This window comes from Streptomyces sp. NPDC017246 (assembly GCF_044331325.1).
Classification (GTDB): domain Bacteria; phylum Actinomycetota; class Actinomycetes; order Streptomycetales; family Streptomycetaceae; genus Streptomyces.
Window position 1 is genome coordinate 14729 of sequence record NZ_JBIRMW010000024.1, and the last position, 19557, is coordinate 34285.

Annotated in this window: 16 protein-coding genes and 2 pseudogenes; 12 read left to right on the forward strand and 6 right to left on the reverse strand. The window is 70.8% G+C overall.

Going from position 1 to position 19557, the window contains the following annotated elements:
* The first annotated feature begins 155 nt into the window (after window positions 1-155).
* Genes ACH4MY_RS35950 through ACH4MY_RS35965 form a run of 4 tightly spaced genes read left to right on the forward strand, consistent with a single transcriptional unit; the run spans window position 156 to window position 5171 of the window.
* Window positions 156-1547, forward strand: coding sequence for a polyprenyl synthetase family protein (locus ACH4MY_RS35950; protein ID WP_398008742.1), 1392 nt, complete (start codon window positions 156-158; stop codon window positions 1545-1547).
* Window positions 1544-3064, forward strand: a complete 1521-nt coding sequence (locus tag ACH4MY_RS35955; RefSeq protein ID WP_398008744.1) for a phytoene desaturase — start codon at window positions 1544-1546, stop codon at window positions 3062-3064. The genes ACH4MY_RS35950 and ACH4MY_RS35955 overlap by 4 nt, the downstream gene beginning before the upstream one ends.
* Window positions 3061-4155, forward strand: coding sequence for a phytoene/squalene synthase family protein (locus ACH4MY_RS35960; RefSeq protein ID WP_398008745.1), 1095 nt, complete (start codon window positions 3061-3063; stop codon window positions 4153-4155). The genes ACH4MY_RS35955 and ACH4MY_RS35960 overlap by 4 nt, the downstream gene beginning before the upstream one ends.
* Complete coding sequence (locus ACH4MY_RS35965) at window positions 4152-5171, forward strand: DUF5914 domain-containing protein (RefSeq protein WP_398008747.1); 1020 nt, start codon at window positions 4152-4154, stop codon at window positions 5169-5171. The genes ACH4MY_RS35960 and ACH4MY_RS35965 overlap by 4 nt, the downstream gene beginning before the upstream one ends.
* Before the next feature lie 696 nt (window positions 5172-5867).
* Here ACH4MY_RS35965 and ACH4MY_RS35970 read toward each other — a convergent pair.
* Both ACH4MY_RS35970 and ACH4MY_RS35975 read right to left on the reverse strand, forming a co-directional pair.
* Complete coding sequence (locus ACH4MY_RS35970; RefSeq protein ID WP_398008748.1) at window positions 5868-6839, reverse strand: esterase/lipase family protein; 972 nt, start codon at window positions 6837-6839, stop codon at window positions 5868-5870.
* A 2046-nt stretch (window positions 6840-8885) separates the two neighbouring features.
* Entirely contained in the window at window positions 8886-10022 is a 1137-nt protein-coding gene (locus ACH4MY_RS35975; protein WP_398008750.1) for a tyrosine-type recombinase/integrase, read from the reverse strand.
* A 746-nt stretch (window positions 10023-10768) separates the two neighbouring features.
* Between ACH4MY_RS35975 and ACH4MY_RS35980 the strand changes: the two are divergent.
* Window positions 10769-10998, forward strand: a pseudogene (locus tag ACH4MY_RS35980) (transposase family protein); the annotation flags it as partial.
* Here ACH4MY_RS35980 and hemC read toward each other — a convergent pair.
* Window positions 10994-11535 (reverse strand): annotated as a pseudogene (hemC, locus tag ACH4MY_RS35985) (hydroxymethylbilane synthase); the annotation flags it as partial. The pseudogenes ACH4MY_RS35980 and hemC overlap by 5 nt on opposite strands.
* Before the next feature lie 16 nt (window positions 11536-11551).
* Entirely contained in the window at window positions 11552-11806 is a 255-nt protein-coding gene (locus ACH4MY_RS35990) for a hypothetical protein (RefSeq protein WP_398008751.1), read from the reverse strand.
* Between the two features lie 974 nt (window positions 11807-12780).
* Between ACH4MY_RS35990 and ACH4MY_RS35995 the strand changes: the two genes are divergently transcribed.
* From ACH4MY_RS35995 to ACH4MY_RS36020, 6 genes are all read left to right on the forward strand, one after another.
* Window positions 12781-13062 carry a dsRBD fold-containing protein gene (locus ACH4MY_RS35995; RefSeq protein WP_398008753.1) on the forward strand — a complete coding sequence of 94 codons (282 nt, stop codon included), beginning with the start codon at window positions 12781-12783 and terminating at the stop codon, window positions 13060-13062.
* Window positions 13063-13891: 829 nt separating this feature from the next.
* On the forward strand, window positions 13892-14647 hold the full coding sequence (locus tag ACH4MY_RS36000; RefSeq protein WP_398008755.1) for a PspA/IM30 family protein: 756 nt from the start codon (window positions 13892-13894) through the stop codon (window positions 14645-14647).
* Entirely contained in the window at window positions 14644-14922 is a 279-nt protein-coding gene (locus ACH4MY_RS36005; RefSeq protein WP_398008757.1) for a hypothetical protein, read from the forward strand. The genes ACH4MY_RS36000 and ACH4MY_RS36005 overlap by 4 nt, the downstream gene beginning before the upstream one ends.
* A gap of 7 nt (window positions 14923-14929) precedes the next feature.
* Window positions 14930-15856, forward strand: coding sequence for a zinc metalloprotease HtpX (gene htpX, locus ACH4MY_RS36010; protein WP_398008759.1), 927 nt, complete (start codon window positions 14930-14932; stop codon window positions 15854-15856).
* 19 nt (window positions 15857-15875) lie between these two features.
* Complete coding sequence (locus tag ACH4MY_RS36015; protein WP_398008761.1) at window positions 15876-16454, forward strand: hypothetical protein; 579 nt, start codon at window positions 15876-15878, stop codon at window positions 16452-16454.
* 368 nt (window positions 16455-16822) lie between these two features.
* Window positions 16823-17029 carry a DUF1918 domain-containing protein gene (locus ACH4MY_RS36020; protein WP_398008763.1) on the forward strand — a complete coding sequence of 69 codons (207 nt, stop codon included), beginning with the start codon at window positions 16823-16825 and terminating at the stop codon, window positions 17027-17029.
* Window positions 17030-17135: 106 nt separating this feature from the next.
* Here ACH4MY_RS36020 and ACH4MY_RS36025 read toward each other — a convergent pair whose 3' ends face one another.
* Together ACH4MY_RS36025 and ACH4MY_RS36030 are read right to left on the reverse strand one after the other, a co-directional pair.
* A complete protein-coding gene (locus ACH4MY_RS36025) occupies window positions 17136-17759 on the reverse strand; it encodes a hypothetical protein (RefSeq protein WP_398008765.1) in 624 nt (207 codons plus the stop codon).
* A gap of 99 nt (window positions 17760-17858) precedes the next feature.
* Entirely contained in the window at window positions 17859-18323 is a 465-nt protein-coding gene (locus tag ACH4MY_RS36030) for an Hsp20/alpha crystallin family protein (RefSeq protein WP_398008766.1), read from the reverse strand.
* A 296-nt stretch (window positions 18324-18619) separates the two neighbouring features.
* On the opposite strand from ACH4MY_RS36030, the gene ACH4MY_RS36035 reads away from it, so the two are divergent.
* Window positions 18620-19486, forward strand: a complete 867-nt coding sequence (locus tag ACH4MY_RS36035; protein WP_398008768.1) for a universal stress protein — start codon at window positions 18620-18622, stop codon at window positions 19484-19486.
* Window positions 19487-19557 lie beyond the last annotated feature (71 nt).

The window sequence follows — 19557 nt, forward strand, 5'->3', positions numbered from 1 at the left end:
TCGGATGCGGTCGCCGGAGGCCTCCGCCTGGAGGGGTGCGCCCATATGGCTGCATTACTGAATATTTCGGGTACCTGTTCCGCACCGCATCCGTATCACGGGAAGGGACTGAAGACCCGTAATGAGCGAGCGATACCACGATGAGAGGAACCGGGATGCGCCCCATCCAGGCGAAGGACCACCCCGCGGCCACGCCGTCGCCCCTCGTCCGCCCGGTCGCCCCTTCGGGGTCCCCGCCGCGGCGAAGGCGGCCGGGCCGAGCGGTCGCGGGCGCGGCGCACGGCACGGGCCCGGCGGGAGGCGCCGCCCTTGCGGCGGTCGGGCCCGAGGCCGTCGGGCCCGAGGCCGTCGATGCGGACGTGCCGACCGCGGTCGGGCGCATGCTGGAGGGGGTGCTCGCCGACCGGCTCGTCCGGGCCCGGGACCTGGACGCCCTCTTCGCCCGCGAACTGGCCGAACGGGTCACCCGCTTCACCCAGGAGGGCGGCAAGCGCATCCGGTCGCAGCTCGTCTGGTGGTCGATGCGCGCCTGCGGCGGGGCCGGTGAACCGACGTTCACGGCGGCCCTGCGCGTCGGGGCCGCGCTCGAACTGCTCCAGACCTGCGCGCTGGTCCATGACGACGTGATGGACGGCTCGACGCTGCGGCGCGGCCGTCCGGCGCTCCACGCCGACGTGCGCGCACGGTACAGCGGTGTGGCGTCCCCGGCCCGCGTCGCCCGCTTCGGGGAGGCCGCCGCGATCCTGGCCGGGGACCTGGCGCTCGTGTGGGCGGACGACGTGGTGTCCGGGACGGCGCTCGATCCGCGGGCGGCGGCCGTGGTGCGCCGGCTGTGGGGCGACATGCGCACGGAGATGGTGGCGGGGCAGTTCCTCGACCTGCAGGGGCAGCTGGCCGGGTCGCGCGCGGGGCCGCGCGCGCTGCGCGCCGCGTGTCTCAAGAGCGCGTTGTACTCGGTGGCACGCCCCCTCGCCCTGGGCGCGGCGGTGGCGGGCGCGGACGGCCGCACCCTGCGGGCGCTGTGTTCGGCGGGGCGCTGTGTGGGGATGGCCTTCCAGCTGCGCGACGACCTCGACGACGTCTTCGGTGACCCCCGGCGCACCGGCAAGAGCCTCGGTGGGGACATCCGCGAGGGGAAGCCGACCTATCTGGTCGCCCTGGCGGTGGCGCGCGCGGAGGCCGCGGGCGATCGGCCCGCTCTGACGGTGCTCGAACGGGCGCTCGGCGACGAGGGTCTGTCTCCGGCCGGGCTGGAGGAGGTGCGGGACGTCCTGGTGCGTACGGGTACCCGGGCGGCGGTCGAGTCGAAGATCGACCGCCTCTCGGCGCAGGGACTGCGTCGCTTCGACGGCGCCCTGCTCGACGCGGATGCCGGGGGCCACCTGCGCGACGCGGACGCCGAGGGCCGCCTGCGCGAGCTGCTGACCGCGGCCACGGTTTCCCGTGCCGCGGACGGCCCGTCCGCCCGCTCACGCCCGCCTGCCCGCCCACACCCGGCACCGGGTCTCGCTCCGGTGGGCTCCGGAGCGCGGGAGGCCCGTCGATGACGCGCACGCTGTCCGGCCCTACGGATCACGTGGTGGTCGTCGGGGCGGGTCTGGCCGGTCTGTCGGCGGCCCTTCATCTGCTGGGCGCCGGGCGCCGGGTGACCGTCGTCGAACAAGACGTCCTGCCCGGCGGCCGGGCGGGCCGCCTGGATCTGAGCGGCTACCGGATCGACACCGGTCCGACCGTGCTGACCATGCCCGACCTCGCCGACGAGGCCTTCGCGGCGGTCGGCGACAGCCTGCGGGAGCGGGTCGACCTGATCCCGCTCCACCCGGCCTACCGGGCGTCGTTCGCGGACGGCAGCACGCTGGACGTGCACACCGAGGGCGAGGCGATGGCCGCGGAGGTGGAACGGTTCGCCGGGGCCCGTGAGGCGGTGGGCTACCGGCGGCTGCGCGTCTGGCTGGAGCGGCTCTACCGGGTCCAGATGCGCCGCTTCATCGACGCGAACTTCGACTCACCCCTCAACCTGCTGACCGGTGACCTCGCCCGGCTTGCGGCGCTCGGCGGATTCGGCCGCCTCGACCGGCGTATCGGCGGTTTCCTCAAGGACGAGCGGTTGCAGCGGGTCTTCTCCTTCCAGGCCCTGTACGCGGGTGTGCCGCCGGAGCGTGCGCTCGCCGCCTACGCGGTCATCGCCTACATGGACACGGTCGCCGGGGTGTACTTCCCGCGCGGCGGCATGCACGCCCTGCCGCGGGCCATGACGGACGCCGCCGCCGACGCGGGCGCCGAGCTGCGGTTCGGCGAGCGGGTGACCCGGCTGGAACGGTCGGGCGAGCGCGTCACCGCCGTCGTCACCGCCCGGGACCGCGTCCCCTGCGACGCGGTCGTCCTCACCCCGGACCTGCCCGTCACCTACCGGCTCCTCGGCCGCCGGCCCCGTCGGCCGGTGCGGCTGCGGCACTCTCCCTCCGCCGTCGTCCTGCACGTGGGCACGGACCGCACCTGGCCGCAGCTGGCCCATCACACGATCTCGTTCGGCGCCGCCTGGCGGAGCACGTTCGACGAACTCACCCGGCAGGGGCGGCTGATGAGCGATCCGTCCCTGCTCATCACCCGGCCCACGGCCACCGACTCCACGCTCGCCCCACCGGGCCGCCATCTGCACTACATCCTCGCTCCCTGCCCCAACACCGACATCGGACCCGGCGCGGCCGTCTGGGGCGAGCTCGGTCCGCGCTACCGGTCGGAGCTCCTGCGCGAGCTGGAACGACGCGGTCTCGACGGCATCGAGGCCGCCGTCGAGGACGAGTGCCTCGTCACCCCGGCCGACTGGCTGGGCCAGGGGCATGCGGCGGGCACCCCCTTCTCGGCGGCCCACACGTTCCTGCAGACGGGCCCGTTCCGGCCCCGCAACCTGGTACGGGGCACGGAGAACGCCGTCCTGGCCGGCTGCGGCACCACCCCGGGCGTCGGCGTACCGACCGCCCTGGTGTCGGGGAAGCTGGCGGCGGCCCGGATCACCGGTGGGGCCCGGCGGCCTTCCGCCCGGACCGAGAGGGCGGCGCGATGACCGCACGCGAACTCGACGCCGCCGGCATCACCGACCCGGCGCTGCGGGCGGCGTACCGCCGGTGCCGTGAGCTGAACGCGGCGCACGGAAAGACGTACTTCCTGGCCACCCGCCTCCTGCCGGCCGATCGCAGGCCCGCCGTGCACGCGCTGTACGGCTTCGCCCGGTGGGCCGACGACATCGTCGACTCACTGGATCCCGGCGACGACGACGGCCGCCGCGGAGCGCGTCTGGCGGCCCTCCAGCAGCGTCTGGACAGCGGACTGCGGCAGGGGCCCGACGACGAACCGGTGGTGCTGGCCCTCGCCGACACCGCGCGCCGCCACGCGATCGAGCACAGCCACTTCCAGGACTTCATGACCGCCATGAGGTCGGACCTGGAGGTCACGGACTACGCCACCTACGCCGACCTGCGCGCTTACATGCACGGATCGGCCGCCGTGATCGGCCTGCAGATGCTGCCGGTCCTCGGGACGGTGGTGCCGCGCGAGGAGGCCGAACCGCACGCGGCGGCCCTCGGGGTGGCCTTCCAGCTGACCAACTTCCTGCGGGACGTCGGCGAGGACCTCGACCGCGGCCGGGTGTACCTGCCGGCCGATCTGCTGGCCGGGCACGGTGTCGACCGGGAACTGTTGCGTCGGTGCCGGGACACGGGCCGTCAGGACACGCGTGTCACGGCCGCCCTGCGGGAGTTCGAGGCGCTCACCCGCCGCGTCTACCGCGAGGCGGAACCCGGCCTTTCCATGCTGGATCCCGTGTCCCGCCCCTGCATCCGCACCGCGTACATCCTGTACGGGGGCATCCTCGACGCCGTCGCCCGGGACGGCTACGCCGTGCTGCACCGCCGTTCCCTGGTGCCGCGCCGGGAGCGTGCGGCGGTCGCGGCGAACGGGCTGGCCCGAGTACTGGCGGCCCGGCTGCGGCACCGGGGCCGGTCCGCGACGCTCCGGGCACCGGCGCGCTCGGCACCGCCTGTCACTCCGGCTCCGTCCGCCACTCTGGCCCCTCCCTCCACTCCGGCTCCGCCCGTCAGCCCGGCACCGCCGACCGCCCCCGCCCCCGTCCGACCAGTCTCCGAGGAGGTCGTGTGAACGCCGAACCGCCGTCCGTACGGCGCGCCCGTCTGCCCCTCTCGTTGCGCCGCGGGCCCGTCCCGTGGGACCGGCAGCGGCCGACCTGGCGCGACGCCAAACCGGGCCTCATCGCGAAGGCGTTGAAGCGGGCGCAGGCCAAACCGTCCGGAAACTGGTACGTCGTGGGGGCCTCCGCCTCAGTGCGCCCCGACCGCCCCCTGGCCCGGACGGTCACGGGCGGAGAGGTCGTCGTCTGGCGCGGCGCCGACGGGCGGCTGGTCGCCGGGCCCGGTGTCTGCCCGCACCTCGGGGCGCCCCTGGCGGACAGCCCAGTCCGGTGCGGGACACTGGTGTGCCACTGGCACGGACTCGCCCTCGACGGGGCCCCGACCGCTGGCTGGGAGCCGTTGCCCGTCTTCGACGACGGCGTCCTCGTCTGGGTGCGGCTCGACGAGACCGGCGGGGAGACGCCCCTGGCCGCCCCCGTCGTACCGGTCCGTCCGGTTTCCGCGCGGGGGGTGACGGCCGTGTACGAGGGCACCGGGGTCTGCGAACCCGAGGACGTCGTGGCCAATCGCCTGGATCCGTGGCACGGGGCCTGGTTCCACCCGTACTCGTTCGTCGACCTGACGGTGGTCGGCCCGCCCGACGAACTCCCCGAGGGCGCCGACGACGGCTTCACCGTCGACGTCTCCTTCAAGGTGGCCGGGCGGCTCGTGGTGCCGGTACGGGCGGTCTTCACCGCGCCCGAGCCGCGCACGGTCGTCATGCGCATCACCGGGGGGGAAGGGACGGGCTCCGTGGTGGAGACCCACGCGACCCCGCTCGGGCCGGACGAGCGGGGCCGTCCGCGCACGGCGGTGACCGAGGCCGTGGTGGCCGCCTCCGACCGGCCGGGCTTCGCGTTCGTACGCCGGGCCGCCCCGCTCCTGCGCCCGGTGATGCGCACCGCGGCGGCCCGGTTGTGGAGGGACGACCTGGCCTACGCCGAGCGCCGCTGGCAGCTGCGGTCGACGGGCAGGTTCCCGGGCTGACACCGCATTACCGCGCCGCCCCGGCCGCCCCGCGCAGGCGGAGGTGGGTCGGCGTTCCAACGGGCGTGAACACCAGTGAACGAGTGCTCTCCGCGCAGGCGGAGGTGGGCGTGCCAGCACCCCCGATCCGGAACCGCCCCGTACTCTCCCAGCGGATGGCAGACGGGCGATCACTCACCACCGCTCCAAGACCGGGGCGATTCCCTGGCCACGTCGCGCCCAGTGATCACCAGTTCATTCGTTTTCGCTGGTCATCACACGTGCGGGCCGTGTACCAGCAGCACCCGAAGAACCCCCTGATCTCGTACTCCCCGAAGAAGCTCGGCTTCTTCCAGAGGCACGAGAAAGGGCGTCTGACCAGCCAGAACACGTGCCAGACGCCCCATCCGGCCCACAACTGGCCGGCGAATCAAAATGCACAACTCCGCGAGTGCCCGGGAGGGCGAGCCTGTCGCCGCGTTCGCCAGCGGGAACCGGGCGGGCGTCACACACGGTCACGTAGCCGGCGACCGCCGCCGCGTACGTTCGAGCCGAAGACCAGCAGTCCCTGCCATCACCTTTTGTCCGGTGGCGTTCGGGCGGAACGGGCCGGCCCAGGAGACCGGCTGCGCACCCTGGATCCAGCGGTCATCCGCGCAGATGTCGTGGCCCGCGGCCGGCGTCGCCGTGTCCAGGTGGCACCACGTCCACTTGCGATCAGCCTCCGAATACCGGCAGCACCAGCGTGCAGTGTTGCTTCGCGTTCTTCGGGTCGAGGGCATTGAGGGTCTGGCGCAGCGCCACACCGTCCTTGGGTATTCCCAGGTGGTCCGTGAAGTCCTGCGCGCATACATCCTGGAGCAGGACATTGGTGACGCTCGATCCGCTCAGGAAGCTGCTGCCGTACGGCGTGACGGCCTGGTCGTACTTGCTGGCGATCACGGTGTAGTGCACCCCTTCGACGGTTTCCCCGCCGGCATTCAGGGCCTGGATGAAGTCGGAGCCGACCATCTGCTGCGTACAGGCGGCACACATCGACTCGACCAGGTCGGCGGAGCCCGGAATCGACGAGACCAGATTCGCCAGTCCCGACATGGTGGTGCCGTGGTTGGGCGCCGCGAGGGCCACGAGTTCGCGAACCTTGGAGGCGCCCCCGAGGTTCTTGACGAGATACCGCACCAGCACGCCGCCCTGCGAGTAGCCCACGAGATCGACCTCGGGCGCTCCGGTCGCGCCGAGCACCCGGTCGATGAACCCTGCGACATGTCCGGCGCTGGTGGGTACGTCTCCGAATCCGTAGACGGGGCTGTCGGCCGCACCGCCGTAGTTGAGCGCGAAGACGCAGTACCCCTCGGCCGCGAGCGCCCGGGAGAACTTCTCCCATTCGGCCATGCTGCCCATGGTGCCGTGCACGAGGACGACAGGGTACGGGTGCGCGGTGGTGGGCCTGCAGTCGACGTCGTTGGAGCTGGGCGGGGAATCCCCCCTCGGTCGACTCCACCTGACCGCCCGTGCCCGAGGTGAGCGTCGCACGCGAATCCGGGCTCTCGGCGGCGGACGCCGTGCCGGGCACCAACCCAACGAGCACCGCCGCCAGCACCGCCGCCAGCACCGCCGAGGCGATGTACCGCAGGCTGCTTGGACGCGTTCGGGGGAGCGGAGCGGAACGGGCATCGACGATCTCCACATCTCGAAGGAGCACCCTGGCGAGGGACAATCACCCCTGGGTGCACTGGAGTTACTGGGGAGTTACTGCACTGACACACACTGATACGTGTCAGCACACCGGCATGCCCCTTATAGGTCAAGGGCGATGCCGACGTGAGGCCGACTACTTCCCGATTCACCATCCGCCGCTTCGCCTGGTACCAGAACTACCGACTCTGGCGCTACCACAAGGCGCTGGAACGAGCCCAGGGGAGCGCCAGCAAGGCATAGCCGTACGCTGATCACAATGTCAGGGTGGCCATGGAGTGATCCCCGCGCGAGCGGTGGGTGTTCCGACCAGGCGGCGCAGATCGCGCAGATCCTCGCCGTGGTCCCGCGCGAGCGCAGGTGTTCCGAGCTGCAAGCCGCGGGGGGGGGGGGGAGAGCTCCGCGCGGTGGTCCCCGCGCGAGCGGGGGGTGTTCCGTACGGCGGGATTCCGCCCTACGAAGAGACCCAGTGGTCCCCGCGCGAGCGGGGTGTTCCGCCGCAGGTGCAGGTATCGACCAGGCGTCCTGCCGGTCCCCCGCGTGCAGGGGTGCTCCTTACGATGCTGCCATGACCGCCGTATTGAACGACCGATCCCCGCGCGAGCGGGAGTGTTCCGGCCCAACACCTCCTGACGGTGCTGTTGCGCAGGTGGTCCCCACGCGAGCGGGGGTGTTCCGCCGTCCTCGGTCGGCGTCTCGGTCTACCCGCCGTGGTCCCCGCGCGAGCGGGGGTGTTCCGCACTCCCAGCCCGAGCACGAGCCTGCCGGGCAGTGGTCCCCGCGCGAGCAAGGGCGTTCCGATGCCCACCGCCATGAACACCGCGAACGGTCGGTGGTCCCCGCGCGAGCGGGGGTGATCCGGTGTCGGTGACGGGCCAGTCCCAGACGGGGGCGTGGTCCCCGCCCGAGCCGGGGTGTTCCGGGGGTGGGGTGGAGGACCTCCAGGGCCCATTCGTGGTCTCCGCGCGAGCGGGGGTGTTCCGACCGTCATGGCCATCGCCGCCGCCGAGATGCTGTGGTCCCCGCGCGAGCGGGGGTGGTCCGGTGCGGGTGCCAAGCCCTCGTCCCGATCCACGCGCGAGCGGGGGTGCTCCGATGAACCAGAAGCCGGGCAGGTTCACCTTCAGGTGGTCCCCGCGCGAGCGGAAGTGTTCCGTACTGCCAGGGCGTCGGCCTCCGTCGGGGCGCGTGGTCCCCGCGCGAGCGGGAGTGTTCCGTACAGCGTGATCGTGTTGATGACGTCGGATTCGTGGTCCCTGCGCAAGCGGGGGTGTTCCGGTAAAAGTCATCTGCGCCGCCCACACATCGGCGTGGTCCCCGCGCGAGCGGGGGTGTTCCGATGGCCGACGCCATGGCCACCGCCCTGGCCGCGTGGTCCCCGCGCGAGCGGGGGTGTTCCGTTCGCCGGACTTCCACTCGACCGGCCCCTCCGGTGGTCCCCGCGCGAGCGAGGGTGGTCCGTAAAGGAGACCGGCATGACCCCGACCGCATGTGGTCCCCGCGCGAGCGGGGGTGATCCGAGCTCGGACATCCTCGACCGGATGACGTTCGAGTGGTCCCCGCGCCAGCGGGGGTGATCCGACCGGTCTGGCCAAGAACGGCCAGGAGGCCATGTGGTTCCCGCGCGAGCGGGGGTGGTCCGTCGGCAGGGGCGCACCGGGTTGATCCCCGCAGGTGGTCCCCGCGCAGGTGACCTCGTCACTCCCTGTGCCATGACATCCACTCGAGAGCCTTCGGGTCCTTCGCAGCAGCCGATTGGTTGCCCGCTCCGCGGTCCAAGCCCTGGCGACTCTCTCTCGTGGCGCGTTGGATCGAAGCATGCTCCGTGGAGACCTGTCGGCCTGCCTCTCGTTTGTGTGCGGACTCGCCGCCGCCACGGGCAATCGGCCGGGGGCCACTCTGCGCCGACCAAGATCAGGGCTATACACGGACCAGCCGCCTGCAGCTTGGCCGAATCATGGCCGTTTCCGCTGTTCAGCGGCCATGTGAGGCGTGTGCCACCAGCAGACCAAGACTCTGCTGTTCCCTCAAGTCCGGAAATCAGGCTGCTTCCCAGAGGCCGGCGTCCAGGATCCGGGCGGCTTTAGTGATGCTGCCGGGCATCAGGTGCCGGTAGGTGCGGTACGTCTCCTCGATGGACTTGTGGCCCATCCATTCCGCCACGTCGGTGATGGGGATGCCCTTCCCGAGAGCGTTCGAGGCGAAGTAGTGGCGGAAGCCGTACATCCCGACGCCTTCCTCCGGAGGCAGGTTCTTGAAGAGCCTCTTCACCCGGCGCCGTTCCATGCCTTCGGTGAAGTAGCCGCCCGGGCCTCGCAGCAGATAGCCGTCCTTCGTGGTGCCGTGCTTCTCCTCGTAGCGCTCGATCGCCTCCCGTACCGACCGGGGCAGGGGAACCTCCCGGAACTCCCCCACCTTGTGGTGCTTCAGCTTCGCCGGCTTCAGCGTGTTGGAGTGGATCTGCTCGCGCACCCGGTAGACGTCATCCGCCACGACATTGTTGACGTTCACCGCCCGTGCCTCACCGTTCCGCAGGCCGCATCCCGCCATCAGCACGATCTCCAGCGCGAGGTCCTCATCGGCAACGGCCAGTGCCTTCTTCAGATAGTCGAGGGACGGGATGACCACCATTCCCCGAACATATTCCGGCTCCTGAACCCCCTTCACCGGATCGTCGGCCATGGCCCCCTTGCCATAGGCGTCTCGCAGGATCGTCTTGAGGGTGCGGAATATGTTCATCTGGTTACCGCGGCCGACCCCGTCGCTCTCCATCTCGTCCAGGAAACGCTCGACGACAATCGGGGTCACCGAGTTCAGCTTCCGCGATCCGAGACGCGGAACGATGTGGACGTTGATCGAGCTGTCGACGTGCTCGCCCGTGGAGTAATCCGTCATCTTGCGCTGACGGGGCCGCCACTGCTTCGCGTACTCCTCGACCGTCAGCTGTCCCAGCTCCCGGCGGGCCGCCGCCACGGACGGCGCCGTGGTCTTCTTCTCCGCGTACAGCTGCGTGAGACGCTCGATCGCGTCGTCCTGCGTGCCGTACCCGGACTCCTCGCGCTGCTTGCCCAGCGCGTCGCGGAAGCAGATCGAGTACGGGTGAGGGCAGCGGGTCGGCTTGGCGCAGCCGCAGTCTTTGAAGAAGGACCCCATGCCGCGGGCGAGCTGTCGGGCCATGTACGCACCATCCGTTCCAGCCCAAGAACCTGCTCAGGCGCCGCACTGTCGGTCGCAGGTCAGCAAGCGGGGAAACGTCTGGGACGCATGCTGACCGTTTGCTGACCTGAGGGGGGGGCACATGATGCCCCTGACCTGCGGCAACGCCAAATAGTCAGATCTTGGACTTGAACAGAGTGCGCAGCACTGTGGACTCCTCGAAGACGGCTCCCTGCCTGCTTCGTGCAGGTCAAGGGCGGTCTCGACTGTACACCGGCGCGCGCCGAACGATGTTTGTGAGGAACATCGCTCCGGTCGAACTAGACAGCTTCCTGCCTGGGATTTCGCGCCGTGCCGGCGCCTGTTGAGACGACCGCCCAGGAACGCGCGGGGACTCTTGCTGACCGGATGCCGACTTACCTGATGACCCATCAGACATGCGGGAGGTCCTTCTGCGCACCCGGAGGACATGCGCCCACCCACCACCGAACCGTCAGGCACCGACATCGCTCCGGTTCACGGAACACGGCCCCTCTTGGCCATCAGCCGGTCGACGCTCGACCGCTCCGGAAGTCGGCTCGCTGCCTGCCGCCCGCCCGATGCCCCTCGGCAGCGTGGAACTCGCGAGTGACGGCTTCCCGGCCGGCGGCGCACAGGCCCTTTCGACACTGGGGCGGAAGCGTGTCCAGGCCCGGCTGCCGACTTTGCTGCAAGCGAGCAGGACCGAAGGCCTGGGATGCGAACGTCTATTCCACGACCCGCAGGCCAAACACAAGAAGCACGGCATGAATGTGCAGGTCATCGCCGATCCGCATGGCCGACTGCTGTGGGCCTCACCCACCCTCCCGGGCGCGGTCCACCACATCAAGGCCGCCCGCACCCACGGCATCATCGTCGCCCTCACCGGCGCAGCTTGACCTGCTGGGTGGACAAGGGCTACCAGGGCGACGGCGGGATGGCCCGGGCACCCTTCCGCGGCAGGCGGGAGCAGCGTCCGCGCGGCCGATTCGCTCCAGGCCGGTGACCGCCAGGAGCAGCGCGTCGGCCTCGCCGGCCGCGAGCTTGTCGAGGCGGCGGTTGGCGTTGCCGCGCATCGGAACGCATTCCAGGTGCGGGTGGGAGGCGGCGAGCTGCGCGATCCGGCGGACGGAAGACGTGCCGATCCGGGTGCCTTCCCGCAGCTCGTCCAGGGTGAGGCCGCCGGGGTGGATCAGCGCGTCGTGGATGTCGTCGCGCTTGAGAAAGGCGGCGAAGACGGTGCCGGCCGGGAGGGGCCGGTCGGCGGGGACGTCCTTGACGCAGTGCACCGCGAGGTCGGCGTCGCCGGCAAGGAAGGCGGCGTCGACTTCCTTGGTGAAGGCGCCTTGCCCTCGACCTGGGAGAGGTGACCCATCCGCTTGTCGCCGGTGGTCTTCACCGACAGGACGGTGGTGATGCCGGGGTGGAGCGCGGCCAGCTCGGCGCGGACGCGCTCCACCTGGGCGAGGGCCATGGGCGAATCACGGGAAACGATGCGAATCAGATCACTGCGCATGGGGCACGATAGACCCTCAGATCCGCGCAGCGACCACCAGCCCGGACGCCCAGCACATGGGCGTCGCGCGCCAGTTGGGTACCTCGGGCAGCCGTTCGAGGAAGCCGTCGACCCGGGGCCGGTGGTCGTCCGGCCACGTGTTCTGGGGCAGCATGTCGTCCACGACGTACAGGGCGCCCGGCTTGAGCAGAGCGAGGAGGACCGGCGGCCGAAGGTGCTTCCCTGGCCGGCAGACGACGTACGCGAAGCCGAGCTGCTCGTCTCCGCGCAAGTAGAAGTCCCCATGAGCACGCCGACCTTCCGGCACACCTCAGTCACCCCGTCTGCCAGGATGAACACATGCCACACAGGACACCCACTGGTAAAGAAGTCACAAAGACTGTGTGAGCGACAAGCATGCGGACGAACGGCGGCGGGATCCGGGCGTGTTTCCGCGCCCGGCCGCCGACGGGGAGTTCGCAGACTTCCGAGGTGTGGCCGGCGAGTCCGCCACGGGCCAGCCATGACCGAAGCGGCATGCGCTCGCGTTCGGCGAGGCCGTTCGGACGCTCCGCCGTCCCTTGTCGCCGTCCCGTCGCTGATCGCGACTCACAGTAATGTCGTGCGGGCAGACGGAAACCTGCAAGGTGGGCTCCCTGCGCCGGCATTGTCCGGATCAGGTGATGGAGGTCGCCTTCCGGTCTCACAGACCTTCCAGCCTCTCAGCCCGACCGCCGACAAACGCCCCGCGCGGAGCCTCCGCCCGTCGCCCGGGGCCATCCGGTCGAACTCCCTCGCTCGCCCTGCAGGCCAATTTCCACGATACTCCCGCCACCACCCCGCACCAAGGCCGAACGGCCCCGTCACTGCCCCGACGACCAGGCTGAATGCGCCTCGGCGAATCCGCCATGTCCCCGGCCGCCCACTCGCGGTGGCCCCGGTGGCCGCTGTCCCACCGTTCCTCCGCGAGCGGGCGGAACGGGACGGGAGCGCCGCTGCCGGGCCACAGCGGACGGCGGCGACCGAGTCGGCGGCGCCCACGGACCGTGTCCGACCGCCGCCCCGCGTTGGGCCGGGCGGCCCATGTCCAACAGTCTCGGCCTCGTTCACGCTGGAGATACGGACCCCGGACGAAGAAGGTGGTTCCCGTCCCCACCAGAGGTCACCACACCGACGGGCCCTGACAGCAGGCGGCTGTTCCGGCCCGACGCGTCCATCCCCCCGGGACGGAAACCTCACCGTCCCCCTCAGAGGACAGGACTGGACATGAACGATGAGACGACGAACACGCCGACGCGTACCAAGACGTGGACCCTGCGCGTGGACCTCTTCGAGGAAGGCGACGTCACGAAGGTGCACGCCGTCCTCGACACCGGTGACAACCGGCTGGAGAGCCGCACCGAAGCCCACCGCAACCCGCACGACCCTCCCGCGCCGGAGATCGGCGACGAATACGCGGCCGGACGCGCCCTGGTCGACCTCGGCCACCAGCTGCTGCGCTTCGGCATGGCCGATGCCGCCGCCAACGAACCGCCGCTACAAGGATGACCGCCATGGCTGCGCCCCTCGGCGGCCGCCTGTCCGCTCATCGCGGCGGCGTCCGGCCCTCACGGAGGGAACGGTGCTCATAAAGCACGCAGGCGGCGGGGACTGCCGATCACCGCCGGACCCGACTCGGAGACATCGGCCGACGAGTGGCCCGGCGCAGGCAACCACCCGCCTTACTCGCAGGGACCCGGCAGACCGGGCAGCCATGGCACCGGGGTGCGTGGACTACGTGGAGTCGTCGTCCCGTGCCGTCGACGCCGTGACTCTCACCCGGCTGGCCACGGCACGCAGCGCGTCCGCTGGGGAACCGCCGGGCGGCGAGTCGCAGGTGCTGTGGTTGCTCCTGCGGACGGGCAGCCTCAAGGAGGAGCGTCTTCACCGCCGGCTTCTTCCACCCGAAGACAATGCGGGACTGGCAGGTCATGGGCGCCTCCAACGCCTTCCTGGTGGCACTGTTCAACGAGATACACGGCATCCCACTCACCGTGTCTTTGCTGGGCAGCTGGCTCGGGCTCCCCGTTCCCGCTGCTCAAGGACACCCACGCCGACGGCCACCTGTGGAACGACCTGACCGGCTGGAGCGGCGACCCTGCCTGAGCACCTTCCGCCTGGCCGGCTACGTCGCACTCGGCGTCGGCTCCTGGCTGATCGCCGTCTCCTGGAAGGTCCTCCACGAGGCCGCAGGCCGTCCCCCGGGCCGGGGGTGGGCCATGACCACCCACGACAGCCCGCACGGAACACGATCAGGCTGCCGGGACGGTGAAGCGCCGGGACAATGGAAGAGGCGTGTTCCGATGGTTGACCCGCGGCGTGGAGGAAGGCGGTCGCCATGACCAGCATCACCCAACGCATCGCCACCCTGTTCCGGATCAAGGCGAACAAGGCGCTGGACAAGGCCGAGGACCCACGCGAGGTTCTGGACTACTCCTACGAGCAGCAGCGCGAGATGCTGCAGAGAGTGCGACGTGGCGTGGCCGATGTGGCGACCAGCCGCAAGCGGGTCGAGCTGCAGGTGAACCAGTTGCGGCAGTCCACGGGCAGGCTCCAGGGCCAGGCGGAACAGGCACTTGCCGTGGGGCGTGAGGATCTGGCCCGTGAGGCGCTGACCCGGCGTACGGCAGTGGACTCGCAGATCACCGATCTGGAGGGACAGCAGGCGTCGCTGAAGGACCAGGAGGAGAAGCTGACGCTGGCGGCGCAGCGTCTGGAGGCGAAGGTGGACGCGTTCCGTACCCGTAAGGAGACGATCAAGGCCACCTACACCGCCGCCGAGGCCCAGACCAGCATCACCGAGGCCGTCACCGGCATCGGCGAGGAGATGGGCGATGTGGGCCTGGCCATGCAACGCGCGCAGGACAAGACCGAGCAGCTCCAGGCGCGCGCCGGTGCGCTGGACGAACTGCTCGCCTCCGGCGCGCTGGACGACGCCACGCTGCCGGCCGGCCGTGACGACATCCAGGCCGAACTCGAGCGCGTCACCGCGGGAAGCGACGTGGAGACCGAGCTGGCCCGGATGAAGGCGCAGCTCCCGGCGTCCACCGGCCCCGCAGCCGTAGAGGGCCCCGAGGGGAAGGAGAGGTCATGATCATGCGGATTCTCGGCGAGGGCCAGTACGAGATCGCCGAAGAACACCTCGATCACCTCAATGAACTGGACTCCACCCTGCAGGCGGCCGCTACCGCGGGCGACGAGGCGGCGTTCGCCTCCGCCCTGTCTGCCCTGCTGGACGCGGTGCACAGCCTCGGCACACGGGTGCCGGACGAGCGGATCACTCCTTCGGAACTGGTGCTTCCCGATGAGGGCACCAGCCTCGCGCAGGTGAGCGAGTTGCTCTCCGCCGAGGGTCTGATCCCAGGGTGAGTGTGTGATGCGAAGCCGCTTCGAGCCCGACCGGCAGCTGACCGCCCGCATGGTGGTCACGATGTTCCTGCTCGGGCTGGTGTACGTGGCGTTCATCGCCGCGCTGATCGTGCTGCTCAAGTCCGTCGTCCTGGTGGTCCTCATCGCCGCGGCGCTGCTGGGCGCGCAGTTCTGGTACTCCGACCGGATCGCCCTGTACGCCATGCACGGCCGCCTCGTCACACCTGAGGAGCAGCCACGGCTGCACGGGGTCATCGACCGGCTGTGCGCCACCGCGGACATGCCCAAACCCCGGGTCGCCGTCTCCGACATGGATCTCCCCAACGCGTTCGCCACCGGCCGCAACGCCGACAACGCCGTCGTCTGCGTGACCACCGGCCTCATGCGCCGTCTGGAGACCGAAGAACTCGAAGGCGTCCTCGCCCACGAGCTCTCCCACGTCGCGCACCGCGATGTCGCCGTGATCACCATCGCCTCGTTCCTGGGCGTGATCGCCGGACTCGTCGTCCGCTTCGCCTTCTACTCCCAGCTGTTCGGAGGACGCGACCAGCGCGACCAGAACACCGCCGTCGTCTTCATGGCCGTGATGACGGTCTCCGCCCTCGTCTACGCCATCAGCTTCCTGCTCATCCGGGCCCTGTCCCGGTATCGCGAACTGGCCGCCGACCGCGCCGCGGCGATGCTGACCGGAAAGCCGTCCGTCCTGGCGTCGGCGCTGACCAAGGTCAGCGGCGACATCGCCCGCATCCCCACCCGGGACCTGCGCACCGCGCAGGCGTTCAACGCGTTCTTCTTCACCCCCGCCCTCGGGCCCGGCACGACCGTGGCGCACCTGTTCTCCACCCACCCCACCCTGGAACGCCGTATCGAGGCACTCGCGGAGATCTCCGCGCAACTGGGCGAGGCAGGCGGCGAACCGCACGCCGGGGCGTGAGGAGAAGGAGCTGGTACCCATGGGATTCCTGGACGTCCTGTTCGGCCGGTCCAAGCCGGTCAAGCCCGACCTGGACCAGCTCTTCGGCCTTCCCTCAGCGGCGATCACCCTTCAGGCAGCCGTCGGCTTCACCCCGACCGGAGCGGGCTCGGTCTGCTTCGCCGCCATCGAGGGCGGGGCGTTCGCACAGGTCCAGCAGGAGGTACGTGCCCTCCTCGGTGCGGACTTCGAACGCGGAGGCGCGCCGGTGGAGTTCAGCCGCGACACCTACGGATATTCGTGGCTGCTCTCCCGCCGCGACCCCGGCGACCTGACCAGCCTGGTCAACGATCTGCACGCGGTGAACACCGCCCTTCAGGACAGCGGCTTCGGCCCACAACTGCTCTGCTCCCTGGTCACCTTCCACGACGCCGAGCTGCGTTCCCTCGCGCTCGTCTATCTCTACAAGCGCGGCACCTTCTACCCGTTCGCTCCGCTGCCCGGAGACAGGCGCGACAATCCGCTGGAACTCCAGGTCAAGGCCGTGGTCAAAGACGATCTACGGATCGAGAAGGACCTGACCCGCTGGTTCCCGCTCTGGGGCGCCCCCGGCCTATGAGGAGCGAGCCTGTCCGATCGAGGACGGTGCCCACGTGACAGAGGCCGATGCCCGTCCCGAGGGGGGCCGCACCCCGACGGTACAGGGGGCGAGGAAGGAAAGTCGCATGGTCGCTCCCGAGAGGGGCTCTCGGCGCCACCTGCCACCATGCCCGTGATGCCGCCGCACCGAGGCACGTTCGGGTTGGCGTCGCGGTTCGTTCCAACTCCAGGATGCGCCTGCTTCACGAGCCCCGCCCGCCCTGCGGAACGAGCCGTTCGCGCCCCCTTGTCCCCTGGAGGTACCCGAGCGGCCCTTCACCACGAGCTGCCTGCCGGGGTCATCCTGATCAAAGACAAGGACTGCGGCAACGAACGAGGTGAGCGTTGATGAAAGCGCACGAAGGTGACGTGCTGCGATTCACCGGCAGAACCGTAGGGACGCCCGAACACCGTGCCACCGTCGTGAAAGGGCTCGGCACCGATGGCGAAGCGCCCCATCGAGCGCGCTACGAGGATGGCCACGAGACACAGATCCATCCCGGCCCAGCATGCGTGATCGAGACCCGTCCGGTACGCGATCCCTCATCCGGGTAGCCCCACCGCGAGCGGCGGTCGCCGGCTTCACCGACTGCGGCTATCAGGGTTGTCGGCTGTCGAGGACACCACACGATGGCCATGGCTCCGGCCCGGTTCAGGTACGTCAACGGTGGGTCCACAGCGGCTCCACGACCGCCCACTCGCTGTCCCATTCGTCCAGGGTGGCGGCCTCGGTACGCCGCAGGCGCAGGCCGACCACGCCGGCGGCGGTCAGGGCGAGCGTCCCGGCGACGAGGGTGCCGCCGGCGACGGCGCCGAACTGTCCTTCGGCCGTACTGCGTGGGGCGCGGGTGACCGCCCCGGCGTCGTCGACCCAGATCGTCTTCGTGGTGCCTTCGGCGGTACGGGGCTGGACAGGAACCTTGCCGGTGCGCAGTGTGCCGTCGGGGGCGCGCCAGGAGGCGTCGACGAGCACGGGGGGTGTGGCGAAGCGGGCCGCCGTCGACGAGCCGTTGGCGCGGGCGAGGGTGGTCGCGGTGGTCTCGTGGCGGTGGCCTGCCTCGTCGCGGGCGGTTCGTGCCGCGTCGCTCCACATGCGGGCACCCGCGATCACGCCGCAGATCAAGGCGATGAGCATGGCGAGGGCGAGGCCGACGTGCCAGCGGGTACGGGTCCGGTCGCAGGGGCGGCGCAGGGGGTTGACGTCCGGACCGGCAGGGTCGCCGTTGCGGCCGTCGTGCCAGGGCCGCTGCGGCTGCCCGGGGGGCGGTGTCGCTCCGTCGCGCATGACGGGCCTCCAGGTGGGACGGCCCCACCGGGCCCGCACGGGCTCAGCGGGGTGCGGTGGTTTCGGCCCCGAGGGGTGGATCCGGGACCTGGCCGGGCTTCATGTGGCGGATTCCGCTTCGTCGGATCCCCCTGCACGGGTCACGGGAACGGTGCGGGCGCGGCTTTCCTGGGGCTGCCGGAAGGCGATGCTGACGGTGAGGATGCCGTCGGCGTACTCGGCCTTCACGTCCTCGGGGTCGATCACCTCCGGCAGGCGCACCGCGCGCTCGAAGGAGCCGTAGCGGAACTCGGAGTGGTCCTTCGTCTCGCTGCTCTCCTCGTGCTCGGCGCTGACCTTGAGCACGTCGCCGTCCACAGTGATCGTGACGTCCTCGTCCGGGTCCACGCCGGGCAGCTCCGCCTTCAGCACGTACCGTCCCTCGCCGCTCGCCACCTCGATAGGGATGGCGTGCCGGTCGAAAGCCGTGCGCCACATCGGGAAGCGGGGTAGGTCGCCGAACCAGTCCGTGACGTCGGGGAACTCGGGGAAGAAGCTGCGACGACGTTCCATGCCAGTTGACATGATCGTTCGCTCCTTGCGTCGTGGATCCACCTGTCATCCCACCCTGGCGCCCGTCGGCGCGCTCTCCGAGTGCCGGACGGGCCCTAACGGGGCACGGCTTCCAGGGACCTACCGGCCCCTCCGGCGCACAGCTGCAACGTCACAGCGCTCCCGAGCCGGGTCACGTCGCGGCCCACATGCGCGGCAGGACGATCTGGGGTACTCCTCGAATGAGAGGAAGGGGCGTGCTTCGGCCCTCGGTCGCCGACGCTTGCGCGTCCCTTCCTGCCGCGTCGTTCGAGAGTGAGGCAGTTGCCATGGAGCCAGTCGTCACGGTCGGCCTGGACGGCTCGCCCGAGAGCATGGCCGCCGCTCACTGGGCCGCCGACGAGGCCGAGCGGCGCAAGGTCACTCTGCACCTGATGCATGCCTGGCCCACGCTCGCGCCCGAGCCGGTCCGCGCCGCATCGGAGATCGATCAGAACTACTGGGCGAAGCGGCTCGTGCACCACGCGCAGGCGGAACTCCAGGCCCGCCACCCGGGCCTCCTGGTCGTCGGCAACCTGGTCGCCGACGACGCGCAGGACGCCCTGCTGAAGGCGGCATCGGAGTCCGAGCTGACCGTGCTGGGTTCGCTCGGCCTGACGTCCTCCGAGAGCTACTTCCTCGGCTCCGTCAGTATGGCCGTCGTGGCTCGGGCCACGCGGCCCGTGGTCCTGGTCCGTGCCGGGGCCCGTGAACAGGGCCCGTCGCCCGCCCCGCGTAGCGTCGCGGTCGCGCTGAAGCTGCACGGCCAGTGTGACGACCTGCTCGCCTTCGCCTTCGATGCTGCCGCGGCCCGCGGTGTGCCCCTCCAGGTTGTCCACGGCCGAAGTTTGCCGCTCCACGCGCACACCCCTTGGGGCGTGGATCACGACGTCGCCAAGGAGATCACGGAGGATGCGCAGAAGCAGCTGGCTCAGGTCCTCCGTCCCTGGCGCGAGAAGTTCCCCGGCGTGGAGCCGGTCGACACGATCCGCCTCGCAAGCCCCGCCGAGGCCGTCGTGCGCGCCGCCGAGGGGGCCGACCTGCTGGTCGTCGGCCGGCGCAAGCACCGTCCTCCGCTCGCACCACGCCTCGGCCCCGTAGCCCATGCCGCCCTGCACCACGCGCGCTGCCCTGTCGCCGTCGTCCCCCATGACTGAGCCGACACCGTTGAACGAGCTGATCGCGACGGTGCGCCAGGATCACACCGCCACGCCCCCGCCGGGCGCCG